Consider the following 15030-nt stretch of genomic DNA (forward strand, 5'->3'; position numbering starts at 1 on the left):
ATTAGAGCTGGAAGGAAGTTCTCGTTCCGGCATCATGGCCGCGCTTGTCCGGACAAGCCCAGCCATGACGGTTGAAGACGAGACTTTACGCAAAATACCGCGCCAAAATCCCGCGATACACCTTCGTCAGCTTCTCCAGGTCCGCCACCGGCGTGCGCTCGTCGATCTGGTGCATGGTCTGGCCGACCAGGCCGAACTCGATCACCGGGCAATAGGCGGAGATGAAACGCGCGTCGGAGGTGCCGCCGCTCGTCGACAGCTCCGGCCTGCGCCCGGTCACTTCCTCGATCGCGGACACTGCGAGATCGGTGAACGGGCCCGGCTTGGTGACGAACACGTTGGAGTTCGACGGCTCCCAGACGATGCGGGCGCGGATGCGGTTGCCGCAGGCCTTTGCCAGCCGCGCCTCGACCAACTCGCGCAGCGAAGTCTGCGTGTGATTGTCGTTGTAGCGAATGTTGAATCTTGCGCGCGCCTGGCCGGGAATCACGTTGGAGGCGGTGTTGCCGACGTCGACCGAGGTGAATTCCAGATTGGAAGCCTGGAACTGCGCGCTGCCGTGGTCGAGCGGCTCGTCGGAGATCGCCACGATCAGCCGCGAGATATCGGGCACCGGATTCGAAGCACGGTGCGGATAGGCGACGTGGCCCTGCACGCCGTCGACATAAAGCGTGCCGGACTGCGAGCCGCGGCGGCCGATCTTGATGGTGTCGCCGAGGGCCTCGACATTGGAAGGCTCGCCCAGCACGCAATGATCGAATTTTTCGCCGCGGGCGGCGGCCCATTGCAACAGCTTGATGGTGCCGTTGATGGAGACGTCCTCCTCGTCGCCGGTGATCAGGAAGGAGATCGAGCCCGTGCCGTCGCGGCGCGGCTTGCCGTCGTTCGCGGCGAGATGTTCCAGTACCGCGGCGACGCTGCAGGCGATGCCGCCCTTCATGTCGACCGCGCCGCGGCCATGGAGAAAACCGTCCCTCACCTCGCCCGAGAACGCACCGACGCTCCAGGCGGCTTCATCGCCCGGCGGCACCACGTCGGTGTGGCCGGCAAAGGTGATGTGCGGGGCCTGGTCGCCGATCCGCGCATAGAGGTTGTCGACGTCGGCGGTGCCCGGCTCGCTGAAGGTCACGCGGTGGCATGCGAAGCCGGCGGCGGTGAGAAGCTCTTCGAGCACCCCCAGCGCACCGGCGTCGGCCGGGGTCACCGAGGGGCAGCGGATCAGATCGCGGGCGATGGAGAGGGCATCGGTCATGCGCTCGCTTAACATGCATGCCGTCGGGTGGGCTAGCGCCATGCGGGACGAATTCCCGTGTGCTCTGCCGGTCCGAGCCTCAGCTCATTCGCCATCCGCCACTCCCACCGCCCCACGTCAGTCCCGCAGCAACTCGTTGATGCTGGTCTTGGCGCGGGTGCGCTCGTCGACGCGCTTGACGATGACGGCGCAGGCAGTGTTCGGGCCGGGCTGGCCGTTCTTCAGCGGCTTGCCGGGCAGCGTGCCCGGCACCACCACCGAATATTCCGGCACCTCGCCGATGAAGGTCTCGCCGGTCTCGCGGTCGACGATCTTGGTGGAGGCGCCCAGGAACACGCCCATTGCCAGCACCGCGCCCTTGCGCACGATCACGCCTTCGGCGACCTCGGAGCGCGCGCCGATGAAGCAGTCGTCCTCGACGATCACCGGCTCGGCCTGCAGCGGCTCGAGCACGCCGCCGATGCCGACGCCGCCGGAGATGTGCACGCGCTTGCCGATCTGGGCGCAGGAGCCGACCGTCGACCAGGTGTCGACCATGGTCGCTTCATCGACATAGGCGCCAAGATTGACGAAGGACGGCATCAGCACGACGTTCTTGGCGATGAAGGCCGAGCGGCGCACGATCGAGCCCGGCACGGCGCGGAAGCCGGCGTCGCGAAACCGGTTCTCGCCCCAGCCGTCGAACTTCGAGGGTACCTTGTCCCACCACGAGGCCTTGCCGGGACCGCCGGGAATGGCGCTCATGTCGTTGAGGCGGAACGAGAGCAGCACCGCCTTCTTCAGCCATTGATTGACCTTCCACTTGCCGTCTGCCGCGCGCTCGGCGACGCGAGCCTCGCCCTTGTCCAGAAGCTCCAGCGCGCCGTCGACCGCCTCGCGCACCTCGCCCCTGGTCGCGGTCGAGATGCCGTCGCGCGCGTCGAACGCGCGGTTGATGGTGGATTCGAGGGCTTGGCGGGACATCGGGACTTCCTCTGCGCGGCGGGAATTTTGGATGAATTGGAGGGCTTTTTCGGGATTTGACGGGGGAGAGTCAAGGCATACTCCGCCGGGGTACGGTCTACCGCTTCAGCCCCGCCAAAAATTCCGTTAGATCGTCGGTGACATGGTCGACATGGAGGGCGTCGCGGCCCTCCAGCTCCCAGTCCTCGCGCACCACGTCTTTCGTGCCGTCGGGCACCACCAGCACCGTGGTCATGCCGAGTTCGTGCGGGATCGCGAGGTTGCGGGCGAGGTCCTCGAACATCGCGGAGCGCGCCGGGTCGACCGCATGGTCGGCGAGGAATTTCCGGTAGGTCGCCCGCGCCGGCTTCGGCTCGAAGTTGGCGGCGATGATGTCGAACACGGCGTCGAAATGCGCGGTCAGGCCGAGCCGGGACAGCACCGCATCGACATGGTCGGTCGAGCCGTTGGTCAGGATCAGCTTGCGCCCGGGAAGCTCTGCGATCGCCTCGCCCAGTGCCGGGTTCGGCTCCAGCGGCGAATGGTCGATCTTGTGCACGTAGGCGAGGTAGTCGTCGGCGTGCACGCCGTGCAGGGTCATCATGCCGCGCATGGTGGTGCCGTAGCGCAGGTAGTAGTCCTTCTGGATCTTCCGCGCCTCCTCCGGCGTCACGTTCAGCCAGTTGCAGACGAACTCCCCGATCCGCGCATCGACCTGCTGCCACAGGTTGACGTGATGCGGGTAGAGCGTGTTGTCGAGATCGAACACCCAGGTGTCGATGCGATCGAAGGTGCGGGGAGACTTCATCGCGTCAGTCTCACGGTATCGCAAAGCGCAGCGTCTTGCCGCCGCCGCCCATGTCGACCGGGGCAAAGCCCGTCGTGGCGAAGCCGTGGTTGGCGCAGTCGCCTTGTTCGTTGGTCTCGAACTTGGTTTCCCGCGTGCAGAGTTGCTTGCCGCCGCCCCAGTTGAGCGGCTTGTCCTTCAGCTTGATGGTGCGGTTGTCGGCGTCGACCGCCTCGGCAAAGCTGTAGACCTGCTTCGGCTGGCCGGTGACGTCGGGGTGGAGGCACTTGCCGGGATCGACGCGGTACCAGCCGCGGCTGGTCACCGCCTTGCCGTCGTCGGTGGCGACCGCGGCCATGATCTTGTGCGGCGTGTCGTTGCACCAGGTCAGCCCCGACGCGGACGGCGTCTGCGCGGCGTCGACCATGATCTTGAAGAAATCCTGCGTCTGCACGACGTCGGACGACAGCCCGCGACTCCTGAGGAACGCGGCCAGGGCAGCTTGCGTCTTCGGTCCGTCGACGCCGTCGATCGGGGCCGCGTCGAAGCCCGCGATCACCAGTAGCCGCTGGATGCCGGCGAGCCGCGCCTGCTCGTCGTCATATTCGCTGTCCTCGGCGAGATAGGCGACGAGGTTGCCGTCGTCGCCCCGCGTCGGCGTGATCTGGGTGAAGGCGGCCTGCGTCTGCCCGCTGCGGCATTGCCGCGCGGCGGCGATGACGAAGTTGTCCTGCGCCACGCACAGCATGTCGCTGCCGTTCTGCGGGATCGGCGAGGCGCCGTAGACGCCGAGCGCGCGGGCATTGAGCAGGATGCGGTCGGCGCTGAGCGTGCCCTGCACCACCACGCGGCAGGTGGCGGGATCGATCCGGAACCAGCCGCGCGTCGCGGTCGCCGCCTTGTCGTCGATGCCGATCGCGGCCTCCACGACGTAGCTCATGCGGTTGCAGATCTTCAGGTCGGCAAGCGCAGGTCCGGAGGAGGCGAACAGCGACACGACGATGGCCGGCAAGGACAGCAGGATCTGCATCAGTAAGGATCGACGTCGTTGCCTCAATCTCCGCTCGTCATGCCCGGGCTTGACCCGGGCATCCACGCCTTTGCCGCCGAAGGAAACATCGTGGATGACCGGGACGTCTTGGCCAGGACGCGCTCCGCGCTCTTGCCCGGCCATGACGCTTTCCCTTCGTGGCGTTCCGCCCATCACTTGTGGATCAGCGTGCCGGTGCCCTGGTTGGTGAAGAGTTCGAGCAGCACCGCATGCGGCATCTTGCCGTCGATGATGACGACGCCCTGGACGCCCTGCTCGAGCGCGTAGATGCAGGTCTCGACTTTCGGAATCATGCCGCCCGAGATGGTGCCGTCGGCGATCAGTTTTCGCGCGTCCTTCACGGAGAGCTCGGGAATGAGCTTCTTGGACTTGTCGAGCACGCCCGGCACGTCGGTGAGAAGCAGCAGGCGCTTGGCCTTCAGCGCGCCGGCAACGGCACCTGCAAAGGTGTCGGCGTTGACGTTGAAGGTCTCTCCCGTCTTCGAGGTCGCAAGCGGCGCCAGCACCGGGATCAGTTCGTAGCCGATCAGCTGGTTGAGTAGGGTCAGATCCACCTTGTCCGGCTCGCCGACGAAGCCGAGATCGACGACCTTCTCGATGTTGGAGCCAGGGTCGACCATGCTGCGCGTCGCCTTGGTGGCGGTGACCATGTTGCCGTCCTTGCCGCAGAGGCCGACGGCCTTGCCGCCGGCCTCGTTGATGTAGCCGACGAGCTGCTTGTTGATCGAGCCGGCGAGCACCATTTCGACGATCTCGATGGTGGCGGCATCGGTGATGCGCAGGCCCGCCGCGAATTCCGACTGGATGCCGAGGCGCTTCAGCATGCTCGCGATCTGCGGCCCGCCGCCGTGCACCACCACCGGATTGATCGCGGTCTGCTCCAGCAGCACGATGTCGCGCGCAAAATTCTTCGCGGTCGCCTCGTCGCCCATGGCATGTCCGCCATATTTGATGACGATGGTTTCCTCGTCATATTGCTGCATGTGCGGCAGCGCTTCGGACAGGATGCGGGCCTGATCGAGCGGTGAGATTTCGGTCATGAAGCTGATCTCGCTGGCGGGACGGTTCGGGCCGCGTTCTATCCGATTGGCGGGCAGGGCGCAAAGTGTGACTGCCACGTAGCCCGGATGGAGCGCAGCGAAATCCGGGGCCGGAGCCGACGGCGTGATACCCGGATTGCGCTGCGCTCCATCCGGGCTACGGATCAGCCTCGCGGCCACACTGCGGCGACGGTCAGCGCCAGCCAGCTTGCGATCATCAGCGTACCGCCGGTCGGGGCGGCGTAGGGAAACAGCGCGTGGCCGGCATATTGGCGCATGGTCAGGTCGCCGGCGAACAGGGCGGCGCCGGTCACGAAGCCGAAGGCGGCGGCACGGCCAATTCCGCCGTGCAGAAGGCCGCGCGCGAGCAGCGCCGTGGTTGCCAGGACGGCAGTGGCATGAAACAGCAGCATCGAGCTCGCGGCGGCGAGCCGGCTCGCGTCCGTGCCGTGGGCGGAGGCTGCCGCCAGCACCACGCCGGCCGCGCCCATCAATCCGGCCAAGGCGATCAGGATGCGGAACGCGCGCGACATCTCAGGCCCTGCGCTCGTCCAGCAGCCGCACCATGGCGGCGCGCAGTTCGGCCATGCCGGCGCCGGTGCGCGACGAGGTCGCCAGCACGACCGGAAAGGCGGCCGGGTGTTTTGCCAGTGCAGTTTCCGTCTCGGCGACGCGGCCCGCGAGTTCGGCCGGCTTGGCCTGGTCGGCCTTGGTCAGCACCACCTGGTAGCTGACGGCGGCGCGGTCGAGCGTCTTCAGCACGTCGAGATCGACGTCCTTCAGCCCATGGCGGGCGTCGACCAGCACGTAGACGCGCGCGAGCGAACTGCGGCCCTGCAGGAATTTGTGGATCAGCGCGGTCCACGACGCCACCTTGGTCTTCGGGGCCGCGGCGTAGCCGTAGCCGGGCATGTCGACCAGGCGCAGGCCGGCGCTCTCGGGCCCCTCGAAGAAGATCAGCTCCTGGGTGCGACCCGGCGTATGCGAGGTGCGCGCGAGGTTGCTGCGGGAGGTCAGCGCGTTGATCAGGCTGGACTTGCCGACATTGGAGCGCCCCGCAAAGGCGACCTCGAGCCCCGCCATCGGCGGCAGCGTCTCGATCGAGGGCGAGGCCCACACGAAGCGCCAGTCGCCGGCGAACAGCTTTCGCCCCGCCTCGATCAGCCTCGCATCGGTGTCGTCGGTCATGCGAAGCTCACAATTGGCTATTCCGTCATTGCGAGCGAAGCGAAGCAATCCATAAATGCCTCGGCGAAGACAGTCTGGATTGCTTCGTCGCTTCGCTCATCGCAATGACGACGCTACCGCGGCCTACGTCGCCTTCTTCGCGAACGCGGCCTTGAGATTGTCGAACAGCTCCACCTTCACGCCGTTGCGGCGCATGATGAAGCTCTGCTGGATCACGGAGAGCAGGTTGTTCCAGGCCCAGTAGATCACGAGGCCCGCCGGGAAGCCCGCCAGCATGAAGGTGAAGATCAGGGGCATCCAGTCGAAGATGATCTTCTGCGTCGGATCGGGCGGCGTCGGGTTCAGCTTCATCTGGAACCACATCGTGATGCCCATGATGATCGGCCAGACGCCGAGCGCGAGATAGTGCCCGAACACCGGGAGCTGCGTCGGATCGAAGTGCAGCAGCCCGAACAGGTTGAACAGATTGGTTGGGTCCGGCGCCGAGAGGTCCTTGATCCAGCCGTAGAACGGCGCATGACGCATCTCGATGGTGACGAACAGCACCTTGTAGAGCGAGAAGAATACCGGAATCTGCAGCGCCACGGGAAGACAGCCGGCGACCGGATTGATCTTCTCCTTGCGGTAGATTTCCATCATCTCCTGCTGCTGCTTCACCTTGTCGTCGGGATAGCGCTCCTTCAGCGCCTGCAGCTGCGGTTGCACCGATTTCATCTTCGCCATCGAGGCGTAGGACTTGTTCGCCAGCGGGAAGAACAAAAGCTTCACGATCACGGTCACGAGCAGGATCGCGATGCCGAAATTTCCGACGAGGCGGTAGAAGAAATCCAGTCCCAGGAACATCGGCTTGGTGATGAAGTAGAACCAGCCCCAGTCGATCAGGAGATCGAAGTGGTTCAGGCCGAGGTCCTTGTTGTAGCCGCCAAGCCCTGCGAACGGGAAGTTGATGCCGACGACGCTGGCTTCCTTGGCGCCCGCGAACAGCCGCGCATTCGCCGTGCCGGTGCCGCCGATCGCGATCGTCTGCGGGTCGAGCAGGTAGTCGGTCTGGTAGGAGCGCACGTTGTTGACGAGGTTCGACGAATAGCGCGCCTGCAGCTGCGCCGTGGTGTCGGGCAGCAGCGCCGAGGCCCAGTACTTGTCGGTGATGCCGAGCCAGCCGTTGGTGACCTTGAAGCTCACCTGCTTGGCCTCGTCGATCTTCTTGTAGCCGTATTCCTGCAGGCCCTGGTCGCCGAGATAGCCGATCAGGCCTTCATGCAGGATGTAGTAGCCGGAGACGTGCGGCGTGCCGTGGCGCGAGATGAGTGCGAAGGGATAGAGCGTGACCGGCGCACTGCCGACATTGGTCACGTCGTCGCGGACGGTGAAGAGATAGCGCTCGTCCACCGAGATGCGGCGGCGGAAGGTGAGGCCCTCGCCGTTGTCGTATTTCAAGACCACCGGCGAGGTCGGCGTCAGCGCGCCCGAGCCTTCCTGCTGCCAGATCGTGTTCTGGTCGGGCAGCCGAACCGTCGAGCCGGTCGCCGGCACCCAGCCGAACTCGGCGTAATAGGGCTCCGCGGTGCCCGAGGGCGAATAGAGGATGATCGCGGGCGAACTCGGATCGACCGTGTCGCGGAACTGCACCAGCGCGAGGTCGTCGATCCGCGCGCCCTTCAGGGAGATGCTGCCGGTGAGGCGCGGGGTGTCGATCTTGACGCGCGGGGAGGCGGCGATCGCCGTCGCGCGGCTGACCACGGGCTGGGCCTGCTGGTTTGCACCGGGCGCGGCCTGCGGCGTGGAGCCCGCCTGCGGGCTTCCGGTGGGCGTCGCCGCCGGCGTCGCGGCGGCGTTCGGCTGATCCGTGTTCTTCTGCAACTCGGCCTGCGTCTGGCTCTGCGCGCGCTGCCGCTCCATCTGCGGCATGTTGTAGAAGTACTGCCAGGCGATCAGCACCAGGCCGGACAGAATGATGGCGAGGATGGTATTGCGATTGTCGGTCATCTCATGAATCTCGTCATCGATCCGGTTTGCGGCTTGCGCCGGGATGTGTCCCACGGCCCGTCGGCGCCTGCCGCCAAGACTTGGCTCGCGGCTTGGCTGGCGGCTTGGCTGCCGGCTTGGCAATCGCCGCGCGGAGGTCGTCGAGCATGGCCGCGAAGTCGCGCGTGAGCGCTGCCCGCCGGCCGACTAGCACATAATCATGATGGGGTCGCACCGATACCGGGTCGAGGCGCTTCACCAATTCGCGAAGCCTGCGCCGGATGCGATTGCGTTCGGTGGCCGTGCCGTTCTTCCTGGTAACGGTGAAGCCGATCCGGCTCGGGCCGTCATCGTCGCGGCGTCGGCTTTGCAGCACGAACGCGCTGGCGTTCGCCCGCGCGCCATTGGCAACGGCGAGGAAGTCCGCCCGCTGCCTCAGCCGATCCATGATGAAATCCCAAAAGAGCCGGGGCCTTGGCTTTAGGCGCTCAGACGCTTGCGGCCGCGGGCGCGGCGGGCGGCGAGGACCTTGCGGCCGCCCGCGGTGGCGAGACGGGCGCGGAAGCCGTGACGGCGCTTGCGCACCAGTTTGCTGGGTTGATAAGTCCGCTTCACGGGTTTTTCTCCGCTGACCGGGCAATCTGCCTGTAGAATTGAAGGTTTACGTCCGGAAGATGTGGCCCAAAACGGGCCGATTCCGGCCCCAAAAGAGCCGCTCCCGGCGAGAGCCGGGTCAACGCGGACAATTCGGGGCGGCTTATAAGGGAGCGTCCCGTTTTCGTCAACGTCGCCGGATGCCTCAGCAACGGCGAATATCGCTGTTTCCGCGGGGTTTTTGACCTTTGAGGATGGCGATCCGCCGCGGGCGGGCCTACATCCCAAGTCGGGAGATTAGCGATCCGTAATTTGACGGGCTGCGGTCGCGGCCCGCATCTTCGAGGCCAAGAGGCGAGCGGAAGGCGAATTTCGTGTCAGCGACCGACATCCAGCCAACCCAGGACGAGCCGACCCGGCGGGCCGCGCGGCCCCAGGGCCCGCGCCGGCTCGGGCTATCGGGCAAATTGCTGCTGCTGACCATCCCCCTGGTGATGATCGCCGGCATGCTGATCTATGTGCCAGCCATCGCCAATTTCTGGATGAACCGGCTCAACGACCGCTTGGCGGCTGCCAACACGGCCGCGCTGGTGCTGGACGCCGCCCCCTCCGGCATGGTGCCGGAATCCTTGTCCCGCCAGATCCTGAAGAGCATCGGCGCCCGCGGCGTGGCCATCAAGCTCGGCCAGCAGCGCCGGCTGCTTGCCAGCGCCGACCTGCCTGCGGCGATCGACCATGATCTCGACATCCGCTCCATGTCGGTCTGGGACGCCATCACCGGCTCGTTCCAGATGATGCTGGAGACCGGCAACCAGACCATCCGCATCGTCGGGCCGGCGCCGGGCGGGGCGCAGTTCATCGAGGTCGTCACCGACGAACTGCCGATTCGCCTGGCGATGTACCGCTTCTCGCGCAACGTGCTGATCGTCTCGCTTCTGATCGCGGGCCTGACCGCGGGGCTGGTCTACCTCGCCTTGCACTATCTCTTCGTGCGGCCGATGCGCAGGCTGACGGCGAGCCTGGTCGGATTCCACGAGAATCCCGAGAGCTCGGCCGGCATCATCGTGCCGAGCCAGCGCGGCGACGAGATCGGGGTGGCCGAGCGCGAATTGTCCGACATGCAGCGCGACCTGATGTCGATGCTGAACCAGAAGAGCCGGCTCGCCGCACTTGGGCTCGCAGTCTCCAAGATCAACCACGATCTGCGCAACCTGCTGGCCTCGGCGCAGCTCTTGTCGGATCAACTCGCCAGCGTGCCTGATCCGCGCGTGCAGCGTTTTGCGCCAAAGCTCGTGCGCTCGCTGGAGCGCGCCATCGCTTTCTGCCAGTCGACCCTGTCCTACGGCCGCGCCCAGGAGGCCGCGCCCGACCGCCGCATGATCCTGATCGAGACGGTCGTGACGGAGGTGCGGGAAACCGCGGGCCTGGCCGCCGACGCCTCGATCGCCTGGGTGTCGGCGATCGAGCGTGGACTGTCGGTGGACGCCGACCCGGACCAGTTGTTCCGGGTGCTGCTCAATCTCGTGCGCAATGCCGCCCAGGCGCTGGAGACCCAATCGTCCGGCGCGATCGGCCCGCGGCAGATCCGCATTACCGGACGCCGCGAGGGTGCGGTCGCCATCCTGGAGGTCTCCGACACCGGCCCGGGCGTACCCGAAACGACGCGGGGGCACCTGTTCGAGGCGTTCCAGAGTTCCGGTCGTCCCGGCGGCAGCGGGCTCGGGCTTGCAATCGCCGCTGAACTCGTCCGCGCCCATGGCGGCGACATCCATTTGGTCGAAGGCACCATTGGCGCCACCTTCCGGATCGTGATCCCCGACCGTCCCGTGGAACTCCAGATCATCCGCAACGAGCGTGCGCGGGCGTAGGGGCTCCTCTCCGCTCAGCCCGCACCCGTCATTCCCGGTTGGCGCAACGTGCCGACCTCGCAATCCGGAGGCGTTTGGCGCGAGATTTGCCGCTTCGGTGCTCCGCATCGCCCCGGAATGACGGCGGGGAGGGTCGGCGACGCCCCCGAAATACTGCCGTCCCGGACCTTGCCAATCGGGGCGAGAGCGGCTAGTCAGAGCGCTCTTTCGCAGCCCTTCCGGCCTCGTTCCGGAAGTTGCGTGTGCGGGCTGACGGCCCGCATCGCCTCTCGCGAAAACGCGCCCGTAGCTCAGCTGGATAGAGCATCAGACTACGAATCTGAGGGTCGGACGTTCGAATCGTTCCGGGCGCGCCAGTTGTTCCGTCCTCATCGGACGCGCAGCGTTTGATCCGCGTCAATGCCGCTTTCTCCCGGCTCCGCCAGCCTTCTCCATCATTGCGGCGGAGCGAGGCGATGCGCGCGGCTGGCTTGATGGCAGCACCGGTCCTGTGTGCGATGCTTTCTTCGGCGGAAGCCGAGAGCAGATGGCTGGAAAGCGGACGGCTGCACGTCTCGGAAGTCGGATCCCTCTGCGATCAGGTCCAGGACATTCGGCTGCTGGCGCGCATGCAGATGATCTCGTCCGGCAACGATCGCTGGCGCCGGCTGTCGCGACAGGAATTCGTCGTAGAGGGCGTTGCGATGGGCGTGCCTCCGCTCGATCCCGGCCGATGTTACGTCATTGCGCGCGCCGGTCCCGTCGATCAGAACGAGCGGCGCGCCTTTGAGGTTCGAGATTTCGCCGTCAGCCCGGACAGGACGTCGGTCTTCGTCGTTGGCAGCGCCCATGACGCCTCCCCCATCCTGGAGCAGCCCTCTAGTCGGCGTTGACCCCGGCCCGGCTGGCCCCATCGTCCCCGCATTCGGATCGAATCCGCGCCTGGATCGGGGACGCGAAACGCGATTCAGTTGGACAAGGACCGAAGCCACGCAAGTCGCGCGATCGCGCGCTCGGCAAGCGCCTGCAAGGCTTCCAGACGTGCGGGATCGTGGGATGCCTCCGCGCCCTCGAGATACGCGTCCGCCAGCGCCTCCGCGATGGTCTGGGCATCGCGCCGTTCGAGGTCAGCCGGAAGCCGGCCCACTCCTCTCGCTTCGAGCGACATCGACCGTGCCTGCTCTGCGAGTTCCTGGATCCTGGCGGCCCGCACAGGGTCGAGCCCAAGTTCCAATTGTTGAAGCTGGCCAGCCAATCGGTGCTCCAATTTGGCCGCGTCGATTGGCTCCGCTTTCCCGGTGGCCGGGCGTGAGGCATCGTGTTCCCGATGATAGGCGCGCCGGCGGGCCTTGCGCAAAGTCGCGACATGGCCGAGTTCCTCGCTGGCCATCGTCTCCGCGGCGGTCTTGATTTCGGTATCCTCGGCGAATGCCGCGAGGTACGACCAGAATGCAAAGGCGCGCTCCTCGTTGCGGACGGCCATCGCAAGCGCGCGATATGGCGTCATCAACTTCGAGCCCATGATTTCGGTCGTCGCATCGCTGTCGAAAGTCTTGGGCGCCTCCCAGCGGACCAACGTGGAATCCGGCGTCTTGCCGCGGCGCGACTGCGACCACTTCGTCACGCTATCGACATGTTCGCGCTCGGCGGCCGCAAGGTCGCTGAAGACCTCGACCAGATCGGCGCGATCCTGGTGTCGCATTGCTTCCGCCAGTTCCGCGTACTTGCCGGCTGCCTCCTGTTCCATGGCATTTGCGAGCGCGAACAGCTCATCCAGGGACCGCAGGGTTCCGGCGGGTTCTGTTCCCAGAAGAGCGGTTCGCAGCAGCGGCATAGCCGATCCGTCCTTCGCTGTTTGCTGCAACGCGGAGGTATATCGTGGAGCGATACTAACAAGGTCGCCTTGACGGAAGTCAATCCGCTTGCTCAATGGGCCAGCCAACCGGCGTCAGCGGCGATTCCGGACATTAGACATTCAAGATTGGGTGGAATACCTGTCCGTCTTGGGGCGGGCCGTTCCACTTGTGGTGCTCCATGGCCCGGAGTTTCTTCGTGACGTCCAAACGACGCCAAGGCAGCTTCCTGCTCGCCCTGGTCCTTGTGATCTGCTCAGCGCTGTGGTCCCAGGCCGCATGCGCGGCCGGCGACCTCGCCAACTACCTCGCCAAGGCCTCGCCTGCCGACTTTTTCCCCGGCGCCGATCGCTTCGGACCCCTGCAGGGCGATCCGCCCGTCGTTCCCGTCTATCGCGGCGATCAGCTCCAGGGCTTCGTCTACCTCAATTCCGATTTCGCCAACGCGGTCGGCTACTCCGGCAAGCCGATCCACATCCTCGTCGGCATCGACCCCAAGGGGATCGTTACCGCCGTGAAGCTGATCGACCACAAGGAGCCGATCGTCCTCGTCGGCATTCCCGAGGCGCGGATCGTCGCGGCCGTCAATGGCCTGATCGGCAAGGACATGAAGCCGGTGGCGCGCGGCACCGAGCCGCCGCCGCAGGTGGACATCGTCAGCGGCGCGACTGTCACCGTGCTGGTCATGAGCGACAGCATCGTGCGCTCCGCCTCGAAGCTGATCCGCAGCGGCCGCATCGGCGGCGGAGACGCTGTCGCCGCTGCCTCCGCGCTGCCGCCGGTGACGAAGACGGTCGATCTCGAGCACAGTGAAGTTCGCGACTGGACGAGCCTCGTCGGCGACGGCTCGGTGCGCCGCCTGCACTTGAGCATCGGCGACGTCGACGACGCCTTCGCAAAGTCCGGCAGCGCTGCTGCCGCCCGGAATTCCGAGCCGGGCGAGGCTTCCGACACCTTCATCGACCTCTACGTCGCTCTCGCCAGCGTGCCGACCATCGGCCGCAGCCTGCTCGGCGACGAAGCCTATGAAAGGCTGAAGGGACGGTTGCAGCCGGGGCAGCAGGCAATTGTGGTGGCGGGCAACGGCGCCTACTCCTTCAAAGGCTCGGCCTACGTGCGCGGCGGCATCTTCGACCGCATCGAAGTGCTGCAGGAAGGATCCAGCACCCGTTTCCGGGACCGCAACCACACCCGTCTCGGCGGGCTCGCCGCGGCCGGCGCGCCGGAGTTCAAGGAGATCGGCCTGTTCGTCACGCCGCCCGAATTCACGCTCGACCCTACCGAACCGTGGCAACTGAAGCTGCTGGTCCAGCGAGCCACCGTCGGACGCGACAAGGCGTTCCTCACATTCGACATCAACTACGACCTGCCCGAACGCTACGTCCGCCGTGAGCAGCGTGCCGTCACCGTGCCGGCCGGCGCTCCCTCGCCCGCGACGCAGACTGCGGCTACGGCCCAACCGGCGGAACACGCGGCCGACGACGAAGAGCCGCTGTGGGTCCGGATGTGGCGTTCGCAAGCCGTCTCGATCGCGATCACGGCGGTCGCGCTGGCGATGCTCACCGTCATCTTCTTCTTTCAGAACTTCCTGGTCCGGCGACCGGTCTTCTACACCTGGGTTCGCCGCCTCTACCTCGTCTTCGTGCTGGTCTGGCTCGGCTGGTACGCCAATGCGCAGCTCTCCGTGGTCAACGTGGTGACTTTCGCCAACGCGCTGGTGACCGGTTTCCACTGGGAGTTCTTCCTGGCCGCGCCCCTGATCTTCATTCTGTGGGCGGCGACCGCCGGCGGACTCCTGTTCTGGGGCCGCGGACCGTTCTGCGGCTGGCTGTGTCCCTTCGGCGCGTTGCAGGAACTCAGCAACACGGTCGCCAAGTGGCTCAAGGTGCCTCAGATCACGGTGCCCTGGGGGCTGCACGAGCGGCTGTGGCCCATCAAGTACATCATCTTCCTGGGTCTGTTCGGGTTGTCGCTCTATTCCGTCGACCTCGCGGAGCGTTTTGCCGAGGTCGAGCCGTTCAAGACCGCGATCATCCTGAAATTCGCGCGAAGCTGGCCGTTTGCGCTCTATGCCGTGGCGCTGCTCGTCATCGGTCTGTTCATCGAGCGGTTCTTCTGCCGCTACCTTTGTCCGCTCGGTGCGGCGCTCGCCATCCCCGGGCGAATGCGGACCTTCGAGTGGCTGCGCCGCTGGCAGGAATGTGGGTCGCCCTGTCAGCGCTGCGCCAAGGAATGCCCGGTGCAGTCGATCCATCCCGAGGGTCACATCAACGTGAACGAGTGCATCTACTGCATGCACTGCCAGGAGCTTTATTACGACGACCATCGCTGCCCGCATATGATCCAGGTGAGGCTCAAGCGCGAGAAGTTCGCGGCGATGTCGTCACCATCGATGCGCGGCGGCGGAGCAGGCCCGAAGACCATCATCACGCACGCGGGCCAGCCCTTGCCCCTGACTGCCGCGGCGTCCCCGGAACACTCACCAAGCCGCTCGGAAACCTGAAGGAGATG

At 66.0% G+C, this 15030-nt stretch carries 14 protein-coding genes and 1 tRNA gene; 4 read left to right on the forward strand and 11 right to left on the reverse strand.

Annotation, left to right across the window (positions count from 1 at the left end):
* Window positions 1-85: 85 nt before the first annotated feature.
* The 10 genes from dapE to rpmH all read right to left on the reverse strand — a co-directional run bounded on the left by dapE (window position 86) and on the right by rpmH (window position 8840).
* Window positions 86-1252 (reverse strand): succinyl-diaminopimelate desuccinylase, encoded by a 1167-nt coding sequence (gene dapE / locus KGM94_RS00480; protein ID WP_300253790.1) that lies wholly within the window; start codon window positions 1250-1252, stop codon window positions 86-88.
* 117 nt (window positions 1253-1369) lie between these two features.
* Window positions 1370-2215, reverse strand: a complete 846-nt coding sequence (gene dapD, locus KGM94_RS00485; RefSeq protein WP_300253792.1) for a 2,3,4,5-tetrahydropyridine-2,6-dicarboxylate N-succinyltransferase — start codon at window positions 2213-2215, stop codon at window positions 1370-1372.
* A 97-nt stretch (window positions 2216-2312) separates the two neighbouring features.
* Window positions 2313-3002 (reverse strand): pyrimidine 5'-nucleotidase, encoded by a 690-nt coding sequence (locus tag KGM94_RS00490; RefSeq protein WP_300253794.1) that lies wholly within the window; start codon window positions 3000-3002, stop codon window positions 2313-2315.
* A gap of 10 nt (window positions 3003-3012) precedes the next feature.
* Window positions 3013-4011, reverse strand: a complete 999-nt coding sequence (locus KGM94_RS00495; RefSeq protein WP_300253796.1) for a DUF1036 domain-containing protein — start codon at window positions 4009-4011, stop codon at window positions 3013-3015.
* Window positions 4012-4184: 173 nt separating this feature from the next.
* A complete protein-coding gene (argB, locus tag KGM94_RS00500) occupies window positions 4185-5072 on the reverse strand; it encodes an acetylglutamate kinase (RefSeq protein WP_300253798.1) in 888 nt (295 codons plus the stop codon).
* A gap of 164 nt (window positions 5073-5236) precedes the next feature.
* Complete coding sequence (locus KGM94_RS00505; RefSeq protein WP_300253800.1) at window positions 5237-5605, reverse strand: DUF423 domain-containing protein; 369 nt, start codon at window positions 5603-5605, stop codon at window positions 5237-5239.
* Between the two features lies 1 nt (window position 5606).
* Window positions 5607-6260: a ribosome biogenesis GTP-binding protein YihA/YsxC gene (gene yihA / locus KGM94_RS00510; protein ID WP_300253802.1), complete on the reverse strand. Its 654-nt coding sequence runs from the start codon at window positions 6258-6260 to the stop codon at window positions 5607-5609.
* A gap of 123 nt (window positions 6261-6383) precedes the next feature.
* The gene (yidC, locus tag KGM94_RS00515; RefSeq protein WP_300253805.1) at window positions 6384-8246 is read right to left on the reverse strand and encodes a membrane protein insertase YidC; all 1863 of its coding nucleotides are present in this window, start codon (window positions 8244-8246) and stop codon (window positions 6384-6386) included.
* Window positions 8247-8259: 13 nt separating this feature from the next.
* Window positions 8260-8673: a ribonuclease P protein component gene (rnpA, locus tag KGM94_RS00520; RefSeq protein WP_300253807.1), complete on the reverse strand. Its 414-nt coding sequence runs from the start codon at window positions 8671-8673 to the stop codon at window positions 8260-8262.
* A gap of 32 nt (window positions 8674-8705) precedes the next feature.
* Entirely contained in the window at window positions 8706-8840 is a 135-nt protein-coding gene (rpmH, locus tag KGM94_RS00525) for a 50S ribosomal protein L34 (RefSeq protein ID WP_008542748.1), read from the reverse strand.
* A 353-nt stretch (window positions 8841-9193) separates the two neighbouring features.
* Here rpmH and KGM94_RS00530 point away from each other — a divergent pair, with 353 nt between their 5' ends.
* The 3 genes from KGM94_RS00530 to KGM94_RS00540 all read left to right on the forward strand — a co-directional run bounded on the left by KGM94_RS00530 (window position 9194) and on the right by KGM94_RS00540 (window position 11559).
* Window positions 9194-10687, forward strand: a complete 1494-nt coding sequence (locus tag KGM94_RS00530; protein ID WP_300253809.1) for a HAMP domain-containing sensor histidine kinase — start codon at window positions 9194-9196, stop codon at window positions 10685-10687.
* A 279-nt stretch (window positions 10688-10966) separates the two neighbouring features.
* Window positions 10967-11043: transfer RNA gene (locus KGM94_RS00535), tRNA-Arg, on the forward strand.
* Between the two features lie 30 nt (window positions 11044-11073).
* Window positions 11074-11559 carry a hypothetical protein gene (locus tag KGM94_RS00540; protein WP_300253811.1) on the forward strand — a complete coding sequence of 162 codons (486 nt, stop codon included), beginning with the start codon at window positions 11074-11076 and terminating at the stop codon, window positions 11557-11559.
* Window positions 11560-11633: 74 nt separating this feature from the next.
* Here the strand turns inward: KGM94_RS00540 and KGM94_RS00545 are convergent, their stop codons facing one another.
* A complete protein-coding gene (locus tag KGM94_RS00545; RefSeq protein WP_300253813.1) occupies window positions 11634-12500 on the reverse strand; it encodes a ferritin family protein in 867 nt (288 codons plus the stop codon).
* 266 nt (window positions 12501-12766) lie between these two features.
* Between KGM94_RS00545 and KGM94_RS00550 the strand changes: the two genes are divergently transcribed.
* Window positions 12767-15022 (forward strand): NosR/NirI family protein, encoded by a 2256-nt coding sequence (locus tag KGM94_RS00550; RefSeq protein WP_300253913.1) that lies wholly within the window; start codon window positions 12767-12769, stop codon window positions 15020-15022.
* Window positions 15023-15030 lie beyond the last annotated feature (8 nt).

Origin of the sequence: Bradyrhizobium sp., from assembly GCF_028868675.1 — a bacterium.
Classification (GTDB): Bacteria; Pseudomonadota; Alphaproteobacteria; order Rhizobiales; family Xanthobacteraceae; genus Bradyrhizobium.